Source organism: Amycolatopsis sp. NPDC057786, assembly GCF_042797905.1.
Lineage (GTDB): Bacteria > Actinomycetota > Actinomycetes > Mycobacteriales > Pseudonocardiaceae > Amycolatopsis.
On the sequence record NZ_JBHVKW010000085.1, the window covers coordinates 1 to 18,685 of the forward strand.

Consider the following 18,685-nt stretch of genomic DNA (forward strand, 5'->3'; position numbering starts at 1 on the left):
ACTTTCGGGACATCAGGTGTCCCGAAAGTGGCTTTCGCGACGCTCTGCCGGTCGTCGCCCCCGGAGTGTCAGACCACCGCGAGCGGCAGCGCCGTTGGGTGCACCGGAGCGGGCAGGTCCGAAGCGCCGGTCAGGTAGGCGTCCACCGCGCTCGCCACCGAGCGTCCCTCGGCGATCGCCCACACCACCAGCGAAGCACCGCGGTGCGCGTCGCCGCAGACGAACACACCGGGCGAGGAGGTCTGCCAGTCCGCGCCGCACGAGAGCGTGCCGCGTTTGGTCAGCGACAGCCCGAGCCCGTCCAGCAGCGGCATGTGCTCGACACCCTCGAACCCGATCGCGAGCAGGACGAGGTCGGCGGGCAGTTCCTCGACCTCGTCGTTCACCGGGGTCACCATGCGCTTGCCGGTCTCCGGGTCCTTGACCACACGGACCTGACGGAGCTCGACCGCGCGCACGTTGCCTTCGTCGTCGCCGATGAACCGCGTGACCGCGACGGCGAACTTGCGCTCGCCCGCCTCTTCGTGCGCGGGGTAGGTGCGCAGGATGTACGGCCAGGTCGGCCACGGCGACCGCTCGTCGTCCCTTGTGGACGGTGGCGTCGGGTACTGGTCCAGCTGGGTCACCGAAAGCGCGCCCTGACGGGTCGCGGTGCCGTACGAGTCGGCCCCGGTGTCACCGCCGCCGATGATGACCACGTGCTTGCCCGCCGCGTCGACCGCCGACGGGCCGTCGCCCTCGACGTACTTGTTGGCCGGGACCAGATGTTCCATCGCCAGGTGGATCCCGGCCAGCTCACGGCCGGGCGTGGACTTGTCGTCGCGGCCGCGCAGCGCGCCGACGGCGAGGACCACCGCGTCGTAGTCCGCCCGCAGTTCCTCGACGGTCAGATCGACGCCGACCTCGCAGCCGGTGACGAACTTCGTGCCCTCCTTGCGGAGTTGCGCGAGCCGCCGGTCGAGGACCTTCTTCTCCATCTTGAACTCGGGGATGCCGTACCGCAGCAGGCCGCCGAGCCGGTCGTCCCGTTCGTAGACCGTCACTTCGTGGCCGGCGCGGGTCAGCTGCTGCGCAGCGGCGAGCCCGGCGGGGCCGGAACCGACGACCGCGACCCGCTGCCCCGACGACACGGCCGCGATCTGCGGCTGTACGTAGCCCGCTTCCCACGACTGGTCGGCGATCGTCTGCTCGACCCGTTTGATCGCCACCGGGCCGCCGGACAGCGGCGAGACCGACAGGACACAGCCCGCCTCGCACGGCGCCGGGCACAGCTTCCCGGTGAACTCGGGGAAGTTGTTGGTGGCGTGGAGCCGGTCGCTCGCCGCGGCCCAGTCGCCGCGGCGCACGAGGTCGTTCCACTCCGGGATCAGGTTGCCCAGCGGGCAGCCGGAACCGCTGGAATGACAGAACGGGATACCGCAGTCCATGCACCGCGTGGCCTGTTCGCGCACCTGTTCGTTGCGCTCGGCGGGCTCCACGTCGGCGTACACCTCGCCCCAGGTGGCGAGACGCTCCTCTTTGGACTTCTTCTTCGGCTCTTCGCGTTCGTACTTGAGGAAACCCGTCGGATCAGCCACGAGCGGCCTCCATGATCGCTTCGTCGACATCGCGGCCGGCGGCACGCGCCGCCTTCGCCGCGTCAAGGACACGCTGGTAGTCGCGGGGCATCACCTTGGTGAACGCCGCCGAGCGACGCGGCCAGTCGCCGAGCAGCGACGCGGCCACGGCCGAACGTGTGAGGTCGTAGTGTTTCTGCACGGTCTTCTTGAGCCAGGCGAGGTCCTCCGACGACGGCGTCTGGAGGTTGACCATCTCCTCGTTGACCTTTCCGCGGTCGAGGTCGAGCACGTAGGCCTCGCCGCCGGACATCCCCGCCGCGAGGTTGCGCCCGGTCGGGCCGAGCACGACGGCCTGCCCGCCGGTCATGTACTCGAAGGCGTGGTCGCCGACGCCCTCGGCGACGACCACCGCGCCGGAGTTGCGCACGCAGAACCGTTCGCCGACCTGGCCGCGCAGGAACATCTCGCCGCCGGTGGCGCCGTAAGCGAGCGTGTTCCCGGCGATGGTCTGGCCTTCCGCCGCGAACTTCGCGTCCGGATGCGGGCGCACGATGATCCGCCCGCCCGAAAGACCCTTGCCGACGTAGTCGTTCGCGTCGCCGACCATGTCGAGCGTGATGCCGCGCGGCAGGAACGCGCCGAGCGACTGCCCGGCGGAACCGGTCAGCAGCACGTGGATCGTGTCCTCGGGCAGGCCCTCACCGCCGTAGCGGCGGGTGATCTCGGAACCGAGCAGCGTGCCGACGGTCCGGTTCACGTTCCGCACCGGCAGTTCGAGCCGCACCGGATGCGCGTCCTCAAGCGCCGCCTCGGCGAGCTGGATCAGCGTCCGGTCGAGCGCGTGCTCCAGGCCGTGGTCCTGCGTCCGCGTGCGCCGCTTCGCCCCGCCGTACGGAGTCTCGGTCGGCATCTCGAAGATCGGCGCGAGGTCGAGACCGGAGGCCTTCCAGTGTTCGACCGCCTCGTCGGTGTTCAGCATCTCGGCGTGCCCGATGGCCTCGTCCAACGTCCGGAAACCGAGCGCCGCCAACGTTTCCCGGACCTCTTCGGCGACGAACCGGAAGTAGTTCACGACGTGGTCGGCCTGGCCGGTGTACCGCTTGCGCAGCTCCGGGCTCTGGGTCGCGACGCCGACCGGGCAGGTGTCGAGGTGGCAGACGCGCATCATGACGCAGCCCTCGACGATCAACGGCGCGGTCGCGAAGCCATACTCCTCCGCGCCGAGCAGCGCGGCGATGACGACGTCCTTGCCGGTCTTCATCGCCCCGTCGACCTGCACGGTGATCCGGTCGCGCAAACCGTTGAGCAGCAACGTCTGCTGCGTCTCGGCGAGCCCGATCTCCCACGGGGTCCCCGCGTGCTTGAGCGAGTTCATCGGGGAGGCGCCGGTGCCGCCGTCGTGGCCGGAGATCAGCACGACGTCGGCGTGCGCCTTGGACACCCCGGCCGCGACCGTGCCGACGCCGAGCGAGGACACCAGCTTCACGTGGATGCGGGCGTTCTCGTTGGCGTTCTTGAGGTCGTGGATCAGCTGCGCCAGATCCTCGATCGAGTAGATGTCGTGGTGCGGCGGCGGCGAGATCAGCCCGACGCCGGGCGTCGAATGCCGCGTGCGCGCGATCCACGGGTAGACCTTGTTCGGCGGCAGCTGCCCGCCTTCGCCCGGCTTCGCGCCCTGCGCCATCTTGATCTGGATGTCGTCGGCGTTGACAAGGTACTCGCTCGTGACCCCGAACCGGCCGCTCGCGACCTGCTTGATCGCGCTGCGCCGCGCCGGGTCGTAGAGCCGCTCGGGGTCTTCCCCGCCCTCACCGGTGTTGGACCGGCCGCCGATGCGGTTCATCGCGATGGCGAGCGTTTCGTGCGCCTCGGCCGAAATCGAGCCGTAGGACATCGCGCCGGTGTTGAAGCGCTTGAAGATCGCCTCGACGGGCTCGACCTCGTCCAGCGGGACGGGCTCGCGCGCGCCCTCGCGGAAGGAGAACAGCCCGCGGAGTGCGCCACCCTGCCGGTACAGGCGGTGCACCTCGTCGGAGTACTTCTTGTACACCTCTTCGCGGCCGGTCTTCGTCGCGTGCTGCAACAGGAAGACGGTCTCCGGGGTGAACAGGTGCAGTTCGCCCTCGCGGCGGTACGCGTACTCGCCGCCGGTCTCGAGTCCACGGTGAACCCGGTCGGTCGGGTTGTCCGGGTACGCCCGGCGGTGGCGCGTGGCGACCTCTTCGGCGAGCACGCTCAGCCCGACACCGCCGAGCTTCGACGACGTCCCGGTGAAGTACTCGTCGAGCAGATCCTGTGCCAGGCCGAAGGATTCGAAGACCTGCGCCGCGGTGTACGCGCCGACGGTCGAGATGCCCATCTTCGACATGATCTTCAGGACGCCCTTCACGAGCGCCTTGACGTAGTTGCGGATCGCGGTGGCGGGCTCGATCCCGGTGATGCCGCCGGTCGAGATCATGTCCTCGATGGTCTCGAAGGCCAGGTACGGGTTCACCGCGGCGGCGCCGTAGCCGAGCAGCAGCGCGATGTGGTGGACCTCGCGGGCGTCACCGGTCTCGACGACCAGCGCGACACGCAGCCTTTCCTTGGTACGCACCAGATGGTGGTGGACCGCCGACACCAGCAGCAGCGACGGGATCGGCGCCATGCGGTGGTCCGAGTCGCGATCGGACAGCACGAGCGTGCGCGCGCCCGCCGCGATCGCTTCGGACGCCTCGCGCCGGACCCGCTCGATCGCGGACGCCAGCGCGTCGGCGCCACCGTCCACTTCATACAGTCCGGAAAGGACACTGCACGCGAAGCCAGGGAGGTCGCCGTCGTCGTTGATGTGGATCAGCTTGGCGAGCTCGTCGTTGTCGATCACCGGATACGGCAGCTGCACGTGGCGGCAGGAGGCCGGGCCGGGGGCGAGCAGGTTCCGCTCGGGCCCCATGATCCGGCTCATCGAAGTGACGAGTTCTTCGCGGATCGCGTCGAGCGGCGGGTTGGTGACCTGCGCGAAGTTCTGCTTGAAGTAGTCGTAGAGCAGCCTGGAACGCTGCGACAGCACGGCGGGCGGGGTGTCGGAGCCCATCGAGCCGATCGGTTCGGCCGCCTTGACCGCCATCGGCGCGAGGAGGATCTTCAGCTCTTCTTCGGTGTAGCCGAAGGAAAGCTGGCGCCGGAGCACGGAATCGTGGCTCTGCACGATGTGGTCGCGGTCGGGCAGGTCGGCGATCTGCAGGAGACCGGCGTGCAGCCAGCCCTCGTACGGGAGTTGCTTCGCCAGCTCCGACTTGACCTCCTCGTCGTCGACGATCCGGCCCGCCTCGGTGTCCACCAGGAACATGCGGCCGGGCTTGAGGCGGCCCTTGGCCACGACGTCCGCGGGGGCGACGTCGAGCACGCCGGCCTCGCTGGCCAGCACGACGCGGTCGTCCGCGGTGCGCCACCAGCGGGCGGGGCGCAGGCCGTTGCGGTCCAGCACCGCGCCGACGAGCGTGCCGTCGGTGAAGGTGACGCAGGCCGGGCCGTCCCACGGCTCCATGAGGCTGGCGTGGAACTGGTAGAACGCACGACGCTGTGCGTCCATCCCGGCGTGGTTCTCCCACGCTTCGGGGATCATCATCAGCACCGCGTGCGGCAGCGACCGGCCGCCGAGGTGCAGCAGCTCCAGCACCTCGTCGAAGGAGGCGGAGTCCGACGCGTCGGCCGAGCAGATCGGGTACAGGCGGGTCAGGTCGCCGGGGATGAGGTCCGATTCGAGCAGCGCCTCACGGGCGCGCATGCGGTTGCGGTTGCCCCGGATGGTGTTGATCTCGCCGTTGTGCGCGACGAACCGGAACGGATGCGCCAGCGGCCACGACGGGAAGGTGTTGGTGGAGAACCGGGAGTGCACGAGCGCGATGGCGCTGGTGAGCCGGGTGTCGGTCAGGTCGGCGAAGAAGAGCGGGAGCTGCTCGGGGGTCAGCATTCCCTTGTAGACGATGGTCCGCGAGGACAGCGACGGGAAGTAGGTGCCGCAGCCCGCGGTCACGCTCTCGTTCTCGACGCGCTTGCGGAGACAGAAGGCCAGGCGGTCCAGGTCGAGCCCGGAGGGACATCGCCCGCCGTCCTCGGCGCCCGCGACGAACAGCATCGCGAAATGCGGCATCACCGAACGCGCCGTCGGGCCGATGTCGGCACGATCGGCGTCGACCGGGACCTCACGCCAGCCGAGGACGTCGAGACCCTCTTCGGTGGCGATCCGCTCGATCAGGGCGACGGCCTTGCCGCGCTCTTCGGTGTCCGAGGGGAGGAAACCGATCCCGGTCGCGTAGGTCTGGTGACCGTCGGCGTCCGCCTCGGGCAGGGTGAAGTCCACTTCGGCCCGCAGCAGCTCGTCCGGGAGCTGCAGCAGGATGCCCGCGCCGTCACCACTGGTCGGCTCCGCTCCGGCGGCGCCGCGGTGGTCGAGGTTCGTCAGCGCGGACAAGCCGTCGGTGACGATGCCGTGCGAACGCCGCCCGCGGATGTCGGCCACCATGGCCACACCGCAGGAGTCCTGTTCGGATTCGGGATCGTAGAGACCCTGTTTGCCTGGAATGGCGGAGAAGATCATGAAGGGACCTCCTTCGTCGTCTGTGCTCAGCGGCCGGGCAGGGCCGGCCGGGGGAATGCGCACGGGACGACGATGGCCCGTTCGTTAGCGCGACTTTAACACCTGTGAAACACGTCGGCATCAGTTCGGCGGGCGCGAAAGCCCGCCGATGGGTAACGATCTGGACGCCCGGAACGACACAGTTCCTGATGAGGTCGCAGTAGTTCGTTCCGCTAAGTATATGTCCCGTTCCGGGATGTCACGAGACGCGGTGAGGCGACCCTAGTCACTCCGGGCGGCTTTCGCACCCCAGAGCCACTCCAACTAGAACGTGTTACAGTTCCGCGTATGATCCTGGACCGTTTCCGGCTCACCGACCAGGTCGCCGTGGTCACCGGCGCCGGACGCGGGATCGGCGCGGCGACGGCCGTGGCGCTCGCCGAGGCCGGTGCCGACGTGGTGATCTCGTCCCGCACCGAAACCCAGCTCGACGACGTGGCGGCCCTGGTCGCCGCCACCGGACGCCGCGCCCACGTGGTGCCCGCCGACCTGAGCGACCCGGCCGCCGCGGGCGAGCTGGCACGGATCGCGACGGCGGAGTTCGGGCGGCTGGACCTGGTGGTCAACAACGTCGGCGGAACGTACCCCCGGCCGCTGCTCGAAACCACCGCCGAATTCCTCGAAGAAGCCTTTCGTTTCAACGTCTCCACCGCCCACGCGCTGACCGTCGCCGCTGCCCCGTCCTTACTGGAGACTGGCGGATCGGTCGTCAACATCTCGTCGGTCATGGGCCGCGTGACCGGCCGTGGCTTCGCCGCGTACGGAACGGCGAAGGCCGCGCTGGCGCACTACACCCGGCTCGCGGCGGCCGATCTCGCGCCGAAGGTGCGGGTGAACGCGATCTCGGTCGGCTCGGTGGCGACCTCCGCGCTCGAAGTGGTGGTGGGCAACGACGAACTGCGCGGCCGCATGGAGGCCGCCACTCCCCTGCGCCGGATCGGCGAGGCCGAGGACATCGCGGCCACCGTCGTGTTCCTGGCGTCGGGCGCCGGCCGGTACGTCACCGGCAAGATCATCGAAGTCGACGGTGGATTGCAGGCCCCGAACCTGGAGCTGGGCCTGCCCGATCTGTAGGAGGCGAACGCCGTGCGCGTGGTCCAGTGGAGTACCGGGAACGTCGGCCGCCACGCGCTGGCGGGGATAACCGCTCGGCCCGATCTCGAACTCGCCGGGGTCTGGGTTTCGAGCGAAGCCAAGGCGGGCGTGGACGCCGGGGAACTGGCCGGGCTCGGGCGGCCGCTGGGCGTCACCGCGACGACCGACGCGGACGCGCTCATCGCGCTGAAGCCCGATTGCGTGCTCTACACGGCGATGGCCGACGACCGGCTGCCCGAGGCCGTCGAAGATCTGAAACGCTTCCTGCGCGCGGGGATCAACGTGGTGTCCAGCAGCCCCGTATTCCTCCAGTACCCCGAAGGTGTCGTCCCGCCGGAGATGATCGAGCCGATCCGGGAGGCCGCCCGCGAAGGCGGCGCTTCGCTGTGGATCAACGGTGTCGATCCCGGCTTCGCCAACGACTGGCTGCCGCTGGTGCTCACCGGCGTGTGCGAACGGATCGACGAGGTGCGCTGCCTGGAGATCCTCGACTATTCCACGTACGACAACGGCAAGGTCCTGTTCGACATCATGGGCTTCGGCCGGGAAATGGACGATCTGCCGCTGTTGCTCCAGCCCGGCGTGCTGTCGCTGGCCTGGGGCAGCGTCGTGCGGCAGCTCGCGGCCGGGCTGGACGTCGAGCTCGATGCCGTCGAGGAGGCCTACGAACGGCTTCCGGCTCCCGAGACGTTCGAGATCGCTTCGGGAACGATCAAAGAGGGCACGGCGGCGGCGCTGCGGTTCGAGGTGCGCGGCATGCGCGGCGGGCGGGCGGTGTGCGTGCTGGAGCACGTCACGCGCCTGCGCGGCGACCTCGGGCCGGACTGGCCGCAACCGACCGGGCAGGGCTGCTACCGCGTCCAGGTGACCGGGGAACCTCGGTACGAACTGGACCTGCGCCTGGTCGGCAGCGACGGCGACCACAACACGGCCGGGCTGAAGGCGACCGCGATGCGGCTGGTGAACGCGATCCCGGCGGTGGTGGCGGCTCCGCCCGGGCTGCTGACGGCGCTGGATCTGCCCTTGGTGACGGGGCGGGGCCTGGTCTCCCCCTGACGCCGTGATGGTCGAGTTTCCGAGAGGTCCGTGAAGGCCTCCTTGAGGGATTCTGGGTCTCTCAAGGAGGCCTTCACGGACTTGGAGGCCCCCGGATGCCATGAAAGAGCCTTTCCTTGCAAATTTCGCAAGGAAAGGCTCTTTCATGGCGCTTGCGGCAGGGCCGGGAAGTACGTGAAGGCCCCCTTCACGGCGCTAGACGCACTGAAGGAGGCCTTCACGGACTTTGGGGCGGGCGAGCGGCGCTACTTCTCGGGGTCCGGCTTCGGATCCTCGGTCGCCTTGTCCGCGGCCGAGTCCCGGACGGTGTCCGGAGCCGCCGCGACGTCCACGTGCGTCTCATCGGCGGGCTCAGCGGAGTCGCCGGAGTCCTCCCGCGGCACGTCCTTGCTCCACAACGTTTCCGGCGCCTCCCGCGGCCCGCGCTTGGCGGCGAGGACGAAGTACGCGATCGCCGCGACGAACAGCAGGATCGAGGTCCACACGTTGACCCGCAGACCGAGGATGTGGTTCGCGGTGTCGGTCCGCATCATCTCGATCCAGAACCGGCCCGCGGTGTACCCGGCGACGTACAGCGCGAACACGCGGCCGTGGCCGAGACGGAACTTCTTGTCCGCCCAGATGATCAGCAGCGCGACACCGAGGTTCCAGAGCAGCTCGTAGAGGAAGGTCGGGTGCACCGGGCTGTCCGGCAGCGGGACGTGCCCGAGCGCGACGCCGTTCAGGAAGTCGTCCGGGTTGGTCGGGTTGTAGCGCTGGTAGATCTCCAGGCCCCACGGCAGGTCGGTGTGCGCGCCGTAAAGCTCCTGGTTGAAGTAGTTGCCGACCCGTCCGATCGCCTGCGCGATCACGATCCCCGGCGCGAGTGCGTCGGCCATCGCGGGCAGCGGGATCCCCCGGCGGCGGCAGGCGATCAGCGCGCCGACGGCGCCGAGCGCGATGGCACCCCAGATCCCGAGTCCGCCGTCCCAGATCTTCAGCGCGTTGAGCGGGTTCTTGCCCTCGCCGAAGTACAGCTGGTTGTCGGTGATGACGTGGTACAACCGCCCGCCGACCAAGCCGAACGGCACCGCGAAGACGGCGACGTCGATGACGGTGCCCTTCGTGCCGCCGCGATTGACCCAGCGCCGCTCGCCCAGCCAGATCGCCACGATGATGCCGGCGATGATGCAGAGCGCGTAGGCCCGGATCGGGACCGGTCCGATATGCCAGACGCCCTGGTCGGGACTGGGGATGGTCGCGAGGAACGCTGCCGAGGCGGTATTCACGTCGGCCACCGTAGCGCTTCATCCACTTCTTGGGGGCGTCAGCCCTCGACGGCGGCCAGATAGCCCGCGATCAGCGCGGACGCGACATGCCCGATGGCGGCGTCGGGCGGCAGGAACACCTCGTCGTGGAGGCTGGGCGCGCCCGCGGTGTCGCCGAGGCCGACGAACATCATCAGCCCGCGGGTCATCCCGCAGTAGTGCGCGAAGTCGTCGGCGCCGAACGACCGGAAATCGGTGTCCACCCCCACCCCGGACCGGACGAGCCGCCGGTGCGCGCGCTGGGTGAGCCCGGCGTCGTTGTGCAGCACCGGTTCGCACGGGCTGATCTCCAGTTCCGCCCGGCAGCCGTGCGCCTGCGCGGTGCCGTGGACGATCTCGGCGAGCCCCTCCAGGGCGAGATCGCGGTCTTCGGCGCGCATCAGCCGCAGCGAACCCGACAGGCGGGCCTCGTTCGGCACGACGTTCGCCGTCGTCCCGGCTTCGATCCGCCCGACCGAGCAGACCGCGCCGAACACCGGATCGACCCGGCGGCTCGCGAGCTGCTGCAGGCTCACCACCATCTGGCTGAGCGCGAGGATCGGGTCCCGCAGCAGATGCGGGTAGCCGGCGTGCCCGCCCTGACCCCGGACGACGACGTCGAATTCGTCGGTGGAGGCGTTGACCGGTCCCGGCACCGCCGAAACCACCCCCGCGGCGAGCCTGGGCTGCACGTGCGCGCCGATGACCGACTCGACGCCGTACTCGCTGAGCACGCCGGAATCGACGATGTCCAGCGCGCCGGACGGCGACGTCTCCTCACGCGGCTGCAGGAGCGCGAGGAGGGGCCGGGGCACCCCGACGGCGGCGGCCGCGCGGCAGGTGGCGACGAGCGCCGCCATGTGGACGTCGTGCCCGCACGCGTGCATCAGCGACGTCTCCGAGGCCCACGGGATCCCGGTGCGTTCGGTGACCGGCAATGCGTCCAGCTCGGTGCGCAGCGCCACGGCCGGTCCCGGCGCGGTCCCGGGGAGCAGCACGGCACGCCCGGTCTTGGCGACCCGGACCCCTTCGTCGATACCCAGCGCCTCGACGACGACCCGCGCGGTGTCCTCCTCGTCCCCCGACGCGCGTGGATCGGCGTGCACCCGGTGCCGCAGTTCGATCGCGGACGGCAGTTCCGCCTCGACGGCGGCCTCCCACCGGTCCTGCAGTTCGTCCAGTTCCGTCATGTTCCCTCCAGCCCGTACACCCGTTCGGCGTTGCGGTGCCCCACCAGCGCCGCGATCCGATGCGCGTCCACTTCGGACAGTACGTCCGAAATGAGCCCCGCGTACAGGAAGTCGGACAGTCCTTGCCGGAACAGCGCGGTGCCGAGGTGGTACAGCTCGGCCAGCCCGAACGCGTCCGTGGAGAACAGCAGCTTCCCGAACGGCACGATCTCCATGGTCTCCGCGATGATCGCGGGCGCACGATGACCGGCGTTGTGCGTCGCGAGTCCCACGTCGATGAACACGTGCTCGAAGACCTGCGCCAGATACGCGGCGTTCCGGTGGAAGGGATAGTTGTGCAGCAGCATGATCGGCACCCCGTGCGACCGGGTCGCCCGCAGGAGCCCGGTGAGGAGCAGCGGATCGCAGCGGTGCAGATCCACGTCGGAATCGCCGAAGCCGACGTGGAACTGGATCGGCAGAGCCAGGTCGATCCCGGTCCAGATCAGGAACCGGTGCAGCACCTCGTCCGCGAGCCGGACCGGTTCGCCCGCCTCGATCCGCGCGAGCCAGCGGCCCGCCGCTTCGGTGACTTCGGTGTCCGTCGGCCGCTCCCCCGTCAGGTCGAGGCCGACCCGGTAGGCGGCGATGGACTTGAACCCGACCGCGGTCGTCGCGCGTCTCGCCAGTTCCTCGGCGAAGGAGGACGCGAATCCGGCCGCGGTGGTGGAGCCGATCACCGTTTCGGCGACCTGTTCGAGCCGGACGATATCCCGCGCGCGGGCACCGGACAGGGCCGCGAACTGCTCGGTCGTGGTCAGCGTGTCCGGCAGGAAGCCACCGTCGAGCAGGAATTCGGCCGTGCCGGTGGCGCGCAGGAACCGCGCGTTGACCTCGGTGGCGCCCAGTTCGGCGCGGCGGGCCAGATAGACCTCGGCCGGGACGTGCGGCGGCAGGTCGAGCACCGGGGCGCAGCGGGCGCGGACCGCGAGCCCGATCAGCGAGTCGAACAGGGTCGTGCCCAGTGACGAGACGGTGTCGGCCTCGGTGAGCAGCTGCTCGAACTCGATCCGGCCCAGATCACCGGTGACGACGCCGTGGCAGTGGTGGTCCACCAGCCTCGTCCGGGCGACGAACGGCAGGATCGGGGTTCCCGGCATGAGCGCGTCCCTTCTCGTGATCGACGAGTGCGGCCTCACCCTATGACCGGATCCGGGCGTGGCAAGGGACTCCGATCGAGGCCAGGATGAGGAACCATGGTGAACCGGGAAGCACTGACCGCCCGCGCGACCGCCCTCACCGGGAAGCTCCGGGCACGGGGTGTCGAGCTCGTGGCGCTGACCTTCGTGGACAACGCCGGGATCGCGCGGGTCAAGGCGGTGCCGCTGCGGAAGCTGCCGTCCGCGGCCGCGTGGGGTGTCGGCGCTTCGAAATCCTTCGACTTCTTCGGCTCGGACGACGTCATCAGCGGCGGCGAGTATTCCCTCGGCCCGGTCGGCGACCTGCGGCTGCATCCGGACCTCGACGCGTTGACCGTGCTCGCCGGGCAGCCCGGCTGGGCATGGGCGCCGGTGACGAAACTCGACCAGGAGGGCGAGGCGCATCCGCAGGACGCGCGTGCCCTGCTGGCGACGGCGGTGGACCGGCTCGCCGCCCGCGGTCTCCGGGCGCGGATGAGTTTCGAGATCGAATGGGTGATCACCGGTGCCGACGCCCCGGATGATCCGACCTCGGCCACCGCGGGCCCGGCGTACGGCTACGCGAGGCTTTCCGAACACGCGGACTATCTCCGCGCCCTGGTGTCCACTTTGGACCAGCAAGGAGCCGGGGTGGAGCAGATCCACCCCGAGTACGCCGACGGTCAGTTCGAACTGTCGGTCGCCGAGGCCGACCCGGTGCGCGCGGCCGACGTCGCCGTCCTGACGAAAGAGACGATCCGCGCGCTCAGCCACCGGCACGGGCTGAAGGCGTCCTTCACCCCGAAGTTCGCACCCGCCGGCGTCGGCAACGGCGGGCATGTGCATCTGAGCGTCCTGGACGGCGCGCGGAACCTTTTCTCCGGCGGGGAAAGGGCTTTCGGGCTGACGCCTGCCGCCGAGTCGTTCAGCGCGGGCATCCTGCGGCGGCTGCCCGCGCTGCTCGCGATCGGGGCGCCGTCGGTGGTCAGCTATCTGCGCCTGGAGCCGCACCACTGGGCGGGCGTGTACGCCGCGTGGGGGCTGGAGAACCGGGAGACGCCGCTGCGGCTGGTGCGCGGCGTCGCCGGAAACCGGGACTCGGCGGCGAACCTCGAGGTCAAATGCTTCGACCTGACCGCCAATCCGTATCTGCTGGCGGCCGCCCTGCTGTTCGCCGGGATGGCGGGCATCGACGAAAAGGCGGTGCTACCTGACCCGCTCGACGTCGATCCGGGGACGCTGACCGAGGCCGAACGCGCCGCCCGCGGGATCGAGCGCCTGCCTCAGCGGTTGGAGGAGGCCGTCACGGCGTTCGAGGCGGACAAGGACCTGGCGGCCGCGTTCGGCGCTCCGCTGGCGACGACGATCGTGGACCTGCGGCGGGCGGAGATCGAGCGCTTCGCTCACGCGACCCCGGAGGAGATCACCTCGGCGCAGCGCTGGCGACACTGAGCTGAAGGGCCCTTTCCCCGCGTCAGACGCAGCGAAAGGGCCCTTCACCGCATCGCATGCGGTGAAGGGCCCTTTCGGCCCACGTCGGATCAAGCCGGGGCGACGGTCTTCCGTACACCGGCGGCCAGTTCGGCCGAGAGTTCGCGCACGGCGTCCAGGCCGCTCGCGGCGGCGGTCACCAGCGCGGAGCCGACGATGACGCCGTCCGCGAAACCGGCGACCTGCGCCGCCTGCTCGCCGGAACGGACGCCGAGCCCGACGCCGATCGGCAGGTCGGTGTGCGCGCGGGTGCGCGCGACCAGATCCTCGGCGTGCACGCCGACCTGGTCACGGGCGCCGGTCACGCCCATGACCGCGGTGGCGTACACGAAACCGGAAGCGGCCTCGACGGTCTTCGCGATCCGCTCCTCCGAGGAGGACGGCGCGACCAGGAAGATCCGGTCCAGACCATGCTGTTCGGAGGCGGCCATCCACTCGTCGGCCTCGTCCGGGATCAGGTCCGGGGTGATCATGCCGAGCCCGCCCGCGGCGGCGAGGTCGCGCGCGAAGCGGTCGACGCCGTAGCGGTGCACCGGGTTCCAGTACGTCATCACGACGGCCTTGCCGCCACGCGACGACACCGACTCGACGACCTCGAACAGATGCTTGAGCTTGAAGCCACCGGAGAGCGCGCTCACCGACGCGGCCTGGATGGTCGGGCCGTCCATGACCGGGTCCGAGTAGGGCACACCCACCTCGACCAGGTCGGCGCCGCCGTCGACCACCGCGGCCAGCAGGTCCTTGGATCCATCGACCGTCGGGAAGCCGGCCGGGAGGTACCCGATCAGGGCTCCACGCCCCTCCGCGCGCGTCGCCGCGAAGAGGTCACTCAACCCGCTCATGTGTTCTCCACCAGGCCGAAGTACTTCGCGGCCGTGTCCATGTCCTTGTCGCCACGACCGGACAGGTTCACGATGATCAAGCCCTCGGGGCCGAGTTCGCGGCCGAGCACCAGCGCGCCCGCCAGCGCGTGCGCCGACTCGATCGCCGGGATGATGCCTTCGGTGCGCGAAAGCAGCTTGAAAGCGTCCATCGCCTCGGCGTCGGTCACCGGCCGGTATTCGGCGCGGCCACTGTCCTTGAGCCACGAGTGCTCCGGGCCGACACCCGGGTAGTCGAGGCCCGCGGAGATCGAGTGCGACTCGACGGTCTGGCCGTCCTCGTCCTGCAGCAGGTACGTCATCGCGCCGTGGAGGTTGCCCGGGGTGCCCTTGGTCAGCGTGGCGCCGTGGCGGTTGCCCTCGATGCCCTCGCCGCCCGGCTCGAGACCGACGAGACGGACATCCGGGTCGTCGATGAAGCCGTGGAAGATGCCGATCGCGTTCGACCCGCCGCCGACGCAGGCCGCGACGGCGTCCGGCAGGCGCCCGGTCTGCTCCAGGATCTGGACGCGGGCCTCCTCGCCGATGATCTTGTGGAAGTTCCGCACCATCATCGGGAACGGGTACGGGCCCGCCGCCGTGCCGAACAGGTAATGCGTGGTGTCGGCGTTGGTGACCCAGTCACGCAGGGCCTCGTTGATCGCGTCCTTGAGTGTGCGCGAGCCGGTCTTCACCGGAACGACCTCGGCGCCGAGCAGCTTCATGCGCGCCACGTTCAGCGCCTGCCGCTCGGTGTCGACCTCGCCCATGTAGACGATGCATTCCAGGTCCAGCAGCGCGCAGGCGGTGGCGGTGGCCACGCCGTGCTGCCCGGCCCCGGTCTCGGCGATGACCCGCTTCTTGCCCATCCGCTTGGTGAGCAACGCCTGGCCCAGCACATTGTTGATCTTGTGCGAACCGGTGTGGTTCAGATCCTCGCGCTTGAGGAAGATCCGGGCGCCGCCGGCGTGCTCACCGAAGCGCTTGGCCTCGGTGAGCAGCGACGGGCGACCGGCGTAGTCACGCAGCAGACGACGGAACTCGTTGACGAAGTCCGGGTCGTTCCGCGCCTTGTCGTACTCGGCCGCGACCTCGTCGACGACGCCGATCAGGGCCTCCGGCATGAACCGGCCGCCGTACGGGCCGTAGTAGCCCCGGTCGTCCGGATCGTGCTTGCCGTGGGGTTCTTCGTGGTACTCGGTGGTCATCGAGAAGGCCTCGGGCAGGCAGGGTGCGATCCGGCGGTGACGAGCTTGACCAGCGCGCCCTTGGGGTCGCCCGAAGCGACGAGCCCTTCGCCCACCAGGACGGCGTCGGCACCGTGACCCGCGTAGGACATCAGGTCGCCGGGGCCGCGCACACCGGACTCGGCGATCTTGAAGACGTCCATCGGCAGGCCGGGGGCCAGCCGCGAGAAGACGTCCCGGTCGACCTCGAGGGTATGCAGGTTGCGGGCGTTGACGCCGATCACCTTCGCGCCGGCTTCGAGGGCCCTGTCGGCCTCTTCGGCGTTGTGGATCTCGACCAGCGCGGTCATCCCGAGGGATTCGACGCGGTCCAGCAACGCGATCAGGGCGTTCTGCTCCAGGGCAGCCACGATCAGCAGGACCATGTCCGCGCCGTGCAGCCGCGCCTCGTGGACCTGGTACGGGCTGACGATGAAATCCTTGCGCAGCACCGGGATGTCGACCGCCGCGCGGACCGCGTCGAGGTCGGCGAGCGAACCGCCGAACCGGCGCTGCTCGGTCAGCACGCTGATCACCCTGGCGCCGCCGTCGGCGTAGTCCTTCGCCAGCGCGGCCGGATCCGGGATCTCGGCCAGATCGCCCTTAGAGGGGCTGCGCCGCTTCACCTCGGCGATGACGCCGATACCGGACTCGCGCAGGGCCGCGAGCACATCAAGTGGGGGCGCGACCTGGGTCGCGCGCTTCTTCAGTTCGTCGAACGGCAGAACCGCCTCGCGCTCGGCGAGATCGGCACGGACGCCGGCGACGATGTCTTCGAGCACGCTCACCGGAGTTCCTCACCGGCCGTCGTACTCACTGATTCCTTCGCAAGGTCGCTCACAAAAACCTTCCCCTTCCCGCCGAAACGATGCTAACCCCCGCACGGATACGGCCTGGTTCCGGGTATGTCCGTTACTCCGAATGCCCACCGTGTCATCTTTCGCGGCGTAGATCTCGAAAACGCGCGTTTTCCGCGGCCATCACCGGGTCGCGGTGGGATCTTCGCCTTCGGACAGCGCCTCCCACAGCTCGGTCTCCGGATCCTTGGCGGCCTTCTTCTTCGCCCCGGGCGCCGAGTACTTCGCGCCGAGGCGAGGCATCCGGCCCGCACCCTTGATGGCTGCCAACCCGCCCGCCGTCACGAGAATTCCCCCGAGGATCGCGAGACCGCGGGCTCCCAGCATCTGGGCCACGGGCAGACCGTCGGCGAAGCCGCTGACCGGGCCGCCCGCCACGCCGATCCACACCGCGGCGACCCCGGCCACGGCGAGTACCACGCCGAGCACCCGGCGTGGCCAGCCGCCGGTGGCGATCAGACCCGCCGTGCCCGCCAACGCCAGCAGCGCGAGCGGAATCAGCGCGACCGCACGCTGTGAACCGGTTTCGGTGTACAGCACGGTGCCGCGCACGCCGCCGTCGCGGAACTCCGCGAACCACACCAGCCGCGAAGAACCCCACAGCGCGATCGCGCCGAGCAGCAGGCCCACCACGGCGATCCACAGTGGACGCTTGGCCTTCTTCGCCGGGGCCTCAGACACGAGTGCTGTCACCAGCCGGGTCGAGTTCGTCCGCCGCGATCATCGTCTGCGCCGCCGCGACGGCGGACAGGACGGTGCGGGCCTTGTTGAGCGATTCGTTGTCCTCGTAGTCGGCCACCGAGTCCGCGACGACTCCCCCACCGGCCTGGACGTACGCGGTGCCGTCCTTCATCAGCGCGGTGCGGATCGCGATCGCGGTGTCGGCGTCCCCGGCGAAGTCGAGGTATCCGACGACGCCGCCGTAGAGCGCCCTGCGGGTCGGCTCCAGTTCCTCGATCAGCTGCATCGCGCGGACCTTCGGCGCGCCGGAGAGCGTCCCTGCCGGGAAACAGGCGGTGACGGCGTCGAAAGCCGTCTTGTCGTCGAGGAGTTCGCCGGTGACCGTCGAGACGATGTGCATGACGTGGCTGTAGCGCTCGACGTCGAAGAAGTCGACGACGCGCACGGTGCCGGGCTTGCAGACCTTGCCGAGGTCGTTGCGGCCGAGGTCGACGAGCATCAGGTGCTCGGCGCGTTCCTTCTCGTCCGCCAGCAGGTCCTTGGCCAGCTGCGCGTCCTCCTCCGGGTCGGCGCCGCGCCAGCGGGTGCCCGCGATCGGATGCGTGGTCGCGCGGCCGTCCCGCACGGTGACCAGCGACTCCGGGCTTGACCCGACGATGTCGAAGCCGTCCAGGCGCAACAGGTACATGTACGGGCTCGGATTGGACGTGCGCAGGACGCGGTAGACGTCCAGCGCGTCGGCCTGGGTCTCGATCTCGAAGCGTTGCGACGGCACGATCTGGAACGCTTCGCCCGCCTTGATCGCCTCGACCGCCTTCTCGACGGCCGCGTGGAAGTCCGGCTTGGAGCGGCGGCGGGTGAATTCGGGCACGGGACGGTCGAAGACGGCCGCCGTGGCCGGGGCCGCGACGTGCAGCTGCTTAGTCATCGCGTTCAACCGCGCGACGGCGTCGTCGTACGCCGCGTCGACGCGCTCGGCCGAGTCGTCCCAGTTGACCGCGTTGGCGATCAGCGTGACGGTGCCCTCGTGGTGGTCGAAGGCGGCCAGGTCGGTCGCCAGGAGCATGGTGAGCTCGGGGATGTCGAGGTCACGCTCGGCGAGTTCGGGGAGCCGTTCGAGCCAGCGGACGGCGTCGTAGCCGATGTAGCCGACCATGCCGCCGGTGAGCGGAGGCATCCCGGGCAGCTGCTCGGTGTGGAGCGCGGCGACGGTCTCACGCAGCACCGTGAGCGGGTCACCCTCGGTCGGCAAGCCGACCGGCGGGGTGCCGGTCCACACCGCCTTGCCGTCACGCACGGTCAGCGCGGCGGGGCTGTCGACACCGATGAACGACCATCGGCTCCAGGAAGCGCCGTTCTCCGCCGATTCGAAGAGGAACGTCCCCGGCCGGTCGGCGGCGAGCTTGCGGTAGACCCCGATGGGGGTCTCGCCGTCGGCGAGCACGCGGCGGACAACGGGGATGACGCGACGGCCCTCGGCGAGCGCGCGGAACTCGTCGCGCGAAGGGCTGACCGAGCCGAGCCCCGACGGGCTGGCGTTTGCGGCGCTGACCATGTCGCTCATTGTGCTGCAACGCCCGTGGGACGCCGGACGCGGGGGATAAATTCA

The 18,685-nt window shown here is 69.9% G+C and carries 13 protein-coding genes; 3 read left to right on the forward strand and 10 right to left on the reverse strand.

Features of this window, described 5'->3' with window-relative positions; translation table 11 throughout:
- Positions 1-68: 68 nt before the first annotated feature.
- Together ACFVM3_RS31840 and gltB are read right to left on the reverse strand one after the other, a co-directional pair.
- Positions 69-1,577, reverse strand: a complete 1,509-nt coding sequence (locus ACFVM3_RS31840; protein WP_378443630.1) for a glutamate synthase subunit beta — start codon at positions 1,575-1,577, stop codon at positions 69-71.
- Complete coding sequence (gene gltB / locus ACFVM3_RS31845) at positions 1,570-6,138, reverse strand: glutamate synthase large subunit (protein WP_378443631.1); 4,569 nt, start codon at positions 6,136-6,138, stop codon at positions 1,570-1,572. The genes ACFVM3_RS31840 and gltB overlap by 8 nt, the downstream gene beginning before the upstream one ends.
- Before the next feature lie 327 nt (positions 6,139-6,465).
- Here gltB and ACFVM3_RS31850 point away from each other — a divergent pair, with 327 nt between their 5' ends.
- Together ACFVM3_RS31850 and ACFVM3_RS31855 are read left to right on the forward strand one after the other, a co-directional pair.
- Positions 6,466-7,251, forward strand: a complete 786-nt coding sequence (locus ACFVM3_RS31850) for an SDR family oxidoreductase (RefSeq protein ID WP_378443632.1) — start codon at positions 6,466-6,468, stop codon at positions 7,249-7,251.
- 12 nt (positions 7,252-7,263) lie between these two features.
- Positions 7,264-8,328, forward strand: coding sequence for a diacylglycerol kinase (locus tag ACFVM3_RS31855; RefSeq protein ID WP_378443633.1), 1,065 nt, complete (start codon positions 7,264-7,266; stop codon positions 8,326-8,328).
- Positions 8,329-8,573: 245 nt separating this feature from the next.
- Here ACFVM3_RS31855 and lgt read toward each other — a convergent pair whose 3' ends face one another.
- The 3 genes from lgt to ACFVM3_RS31870 are packed head-to-tail and all read right to left on the reverse strand — an operon-like array spanning position 8,574 to position 11,943.
- Entirely contained in the window at positions 8,574-9,605 is a 1,032-nt protein-coding gene (gene lgt, locus ACFVM3_RS31860) for a prolipoprotein diacylglyceryl transferase (RefSeq protein ID WP_378443634.1), read from the reverse strand.
- 29 nt (positions 9,606-9,634) lie between these two features.
- Complete coding sequence (locus tag ACFVM3_RS31865; protein ID WP_378443635.1) at positions 9,635-10,804, reverse strand: M20 family metallopeptidase; 1,170 nt, start codon at positions 10,802-10,804, stop codon at positions 9,635-9,637.
- Positions 10,801-11,943, reverse strand: a complete 1,143-nt coding sequence (locus ACFVM3_RS31870) for an amidohydrolase family protein (RefSeq protein ID WP_378443636.1) — start codon at positions 11,941-11,943, stop codon at positions 10,801-10,803. Before ACFVM3_RS31870 ends, ACFVM3_RS31865 begins: the two co-directional genes overlap by 4 nt.
- A 96-nt stretch (positions 11,944-12,039) precedes the next feature.
- Here ACFVM3_RS31870 and ACFVM3_RS31875 point away from each other — a divergent pair, with 96 nt between their 5' ends.
- Complete coding sequence (locus tag ACFVM3_RS31875) at positions 12,040-13,413, forward strand: glutamine synthetase family protein (protein ID WP_378443637.1); 1,374 nt, start codon at positions 12,040-12,042, stop codon at positions 13,411-13,413.
- 89 nt (positions 13,414-13,502) lie between these two features.
- Here the strand turns inward: ACFVM3_RS31875 and trpA are convergent, their stop codons facing one another.
- The 5 genes from trpA to ACFVM3_RS31900 all read right to left on the reverse strand — a co-directional run bounded on the left by trpA (position 13,503) and on the right by ACFVM3_RS31900 (position 18,631).
- A complete protein-coding gene (gene trpA, locus ACFVM3_RS31880) occupies positions 13,503-14,294 on the reverse strand; it encodes a tryptophan synthase subunit alpha (RefSeq protein WP_378443638.1) in 792 nt (263 codons plus the stop codon).
- Positions 14,291-15,520, reverse strand: coding sequence for a tryptophan synthase subunit beta (gene trpB, locus ACFVM3_RS31885; protein WP_378443639.1), 1,230 nt, complete (start codon positions 15,518-15,520; stop codon positions 14,291-14,293). Before trpB ends, trpA begins: the two co-directional genes overlap by 4 nt.
- The gene (gene trpC / locus ACFVM3_RS31890) at positions 15,517-16,326 is read right to left on the reverse strand and encodes an indole-3-glycerol phosphate synthase TrpC (RefSeq protein WP_378443640.1); all 810 of its coding nucleotides are present in this window, start codon (positions 16,324-16,326) and stop codon (positions 15,517-15,519) included. The genes trpB and trpC overlap by 4 nt, the downstream gene beginning before the upstream one ends.
- A gap of 192 nt (positions 16,327-16,518) precedes the next feature.
- Entirely contained in the window at positions 16,519-17,076 is a 558-nt protein-coding gene (locus ACFVM3_RS31895; protein ID WP_378443641.1) for a Trp biosynthesis-associated membrane protein, read from the reverse strand.
- Positions 17,069-18,631, reverse strand: a complete 1,563-nt coding sequence (locus ACFVM3_RS31900) for an anthranilate synthase component I (protein ID WP_378443642.1) — start codon at positions 18,629-18,631, stop codon at positions 17,069-17,071. Before ACFVM3_RS31900 ends, ACFVM3_RS31895 begins: the two co-directional genes overlap by 8 nt.
- Between the last annotated feature and the right edge of the window lie 54 nt (positions 18,632-18,685).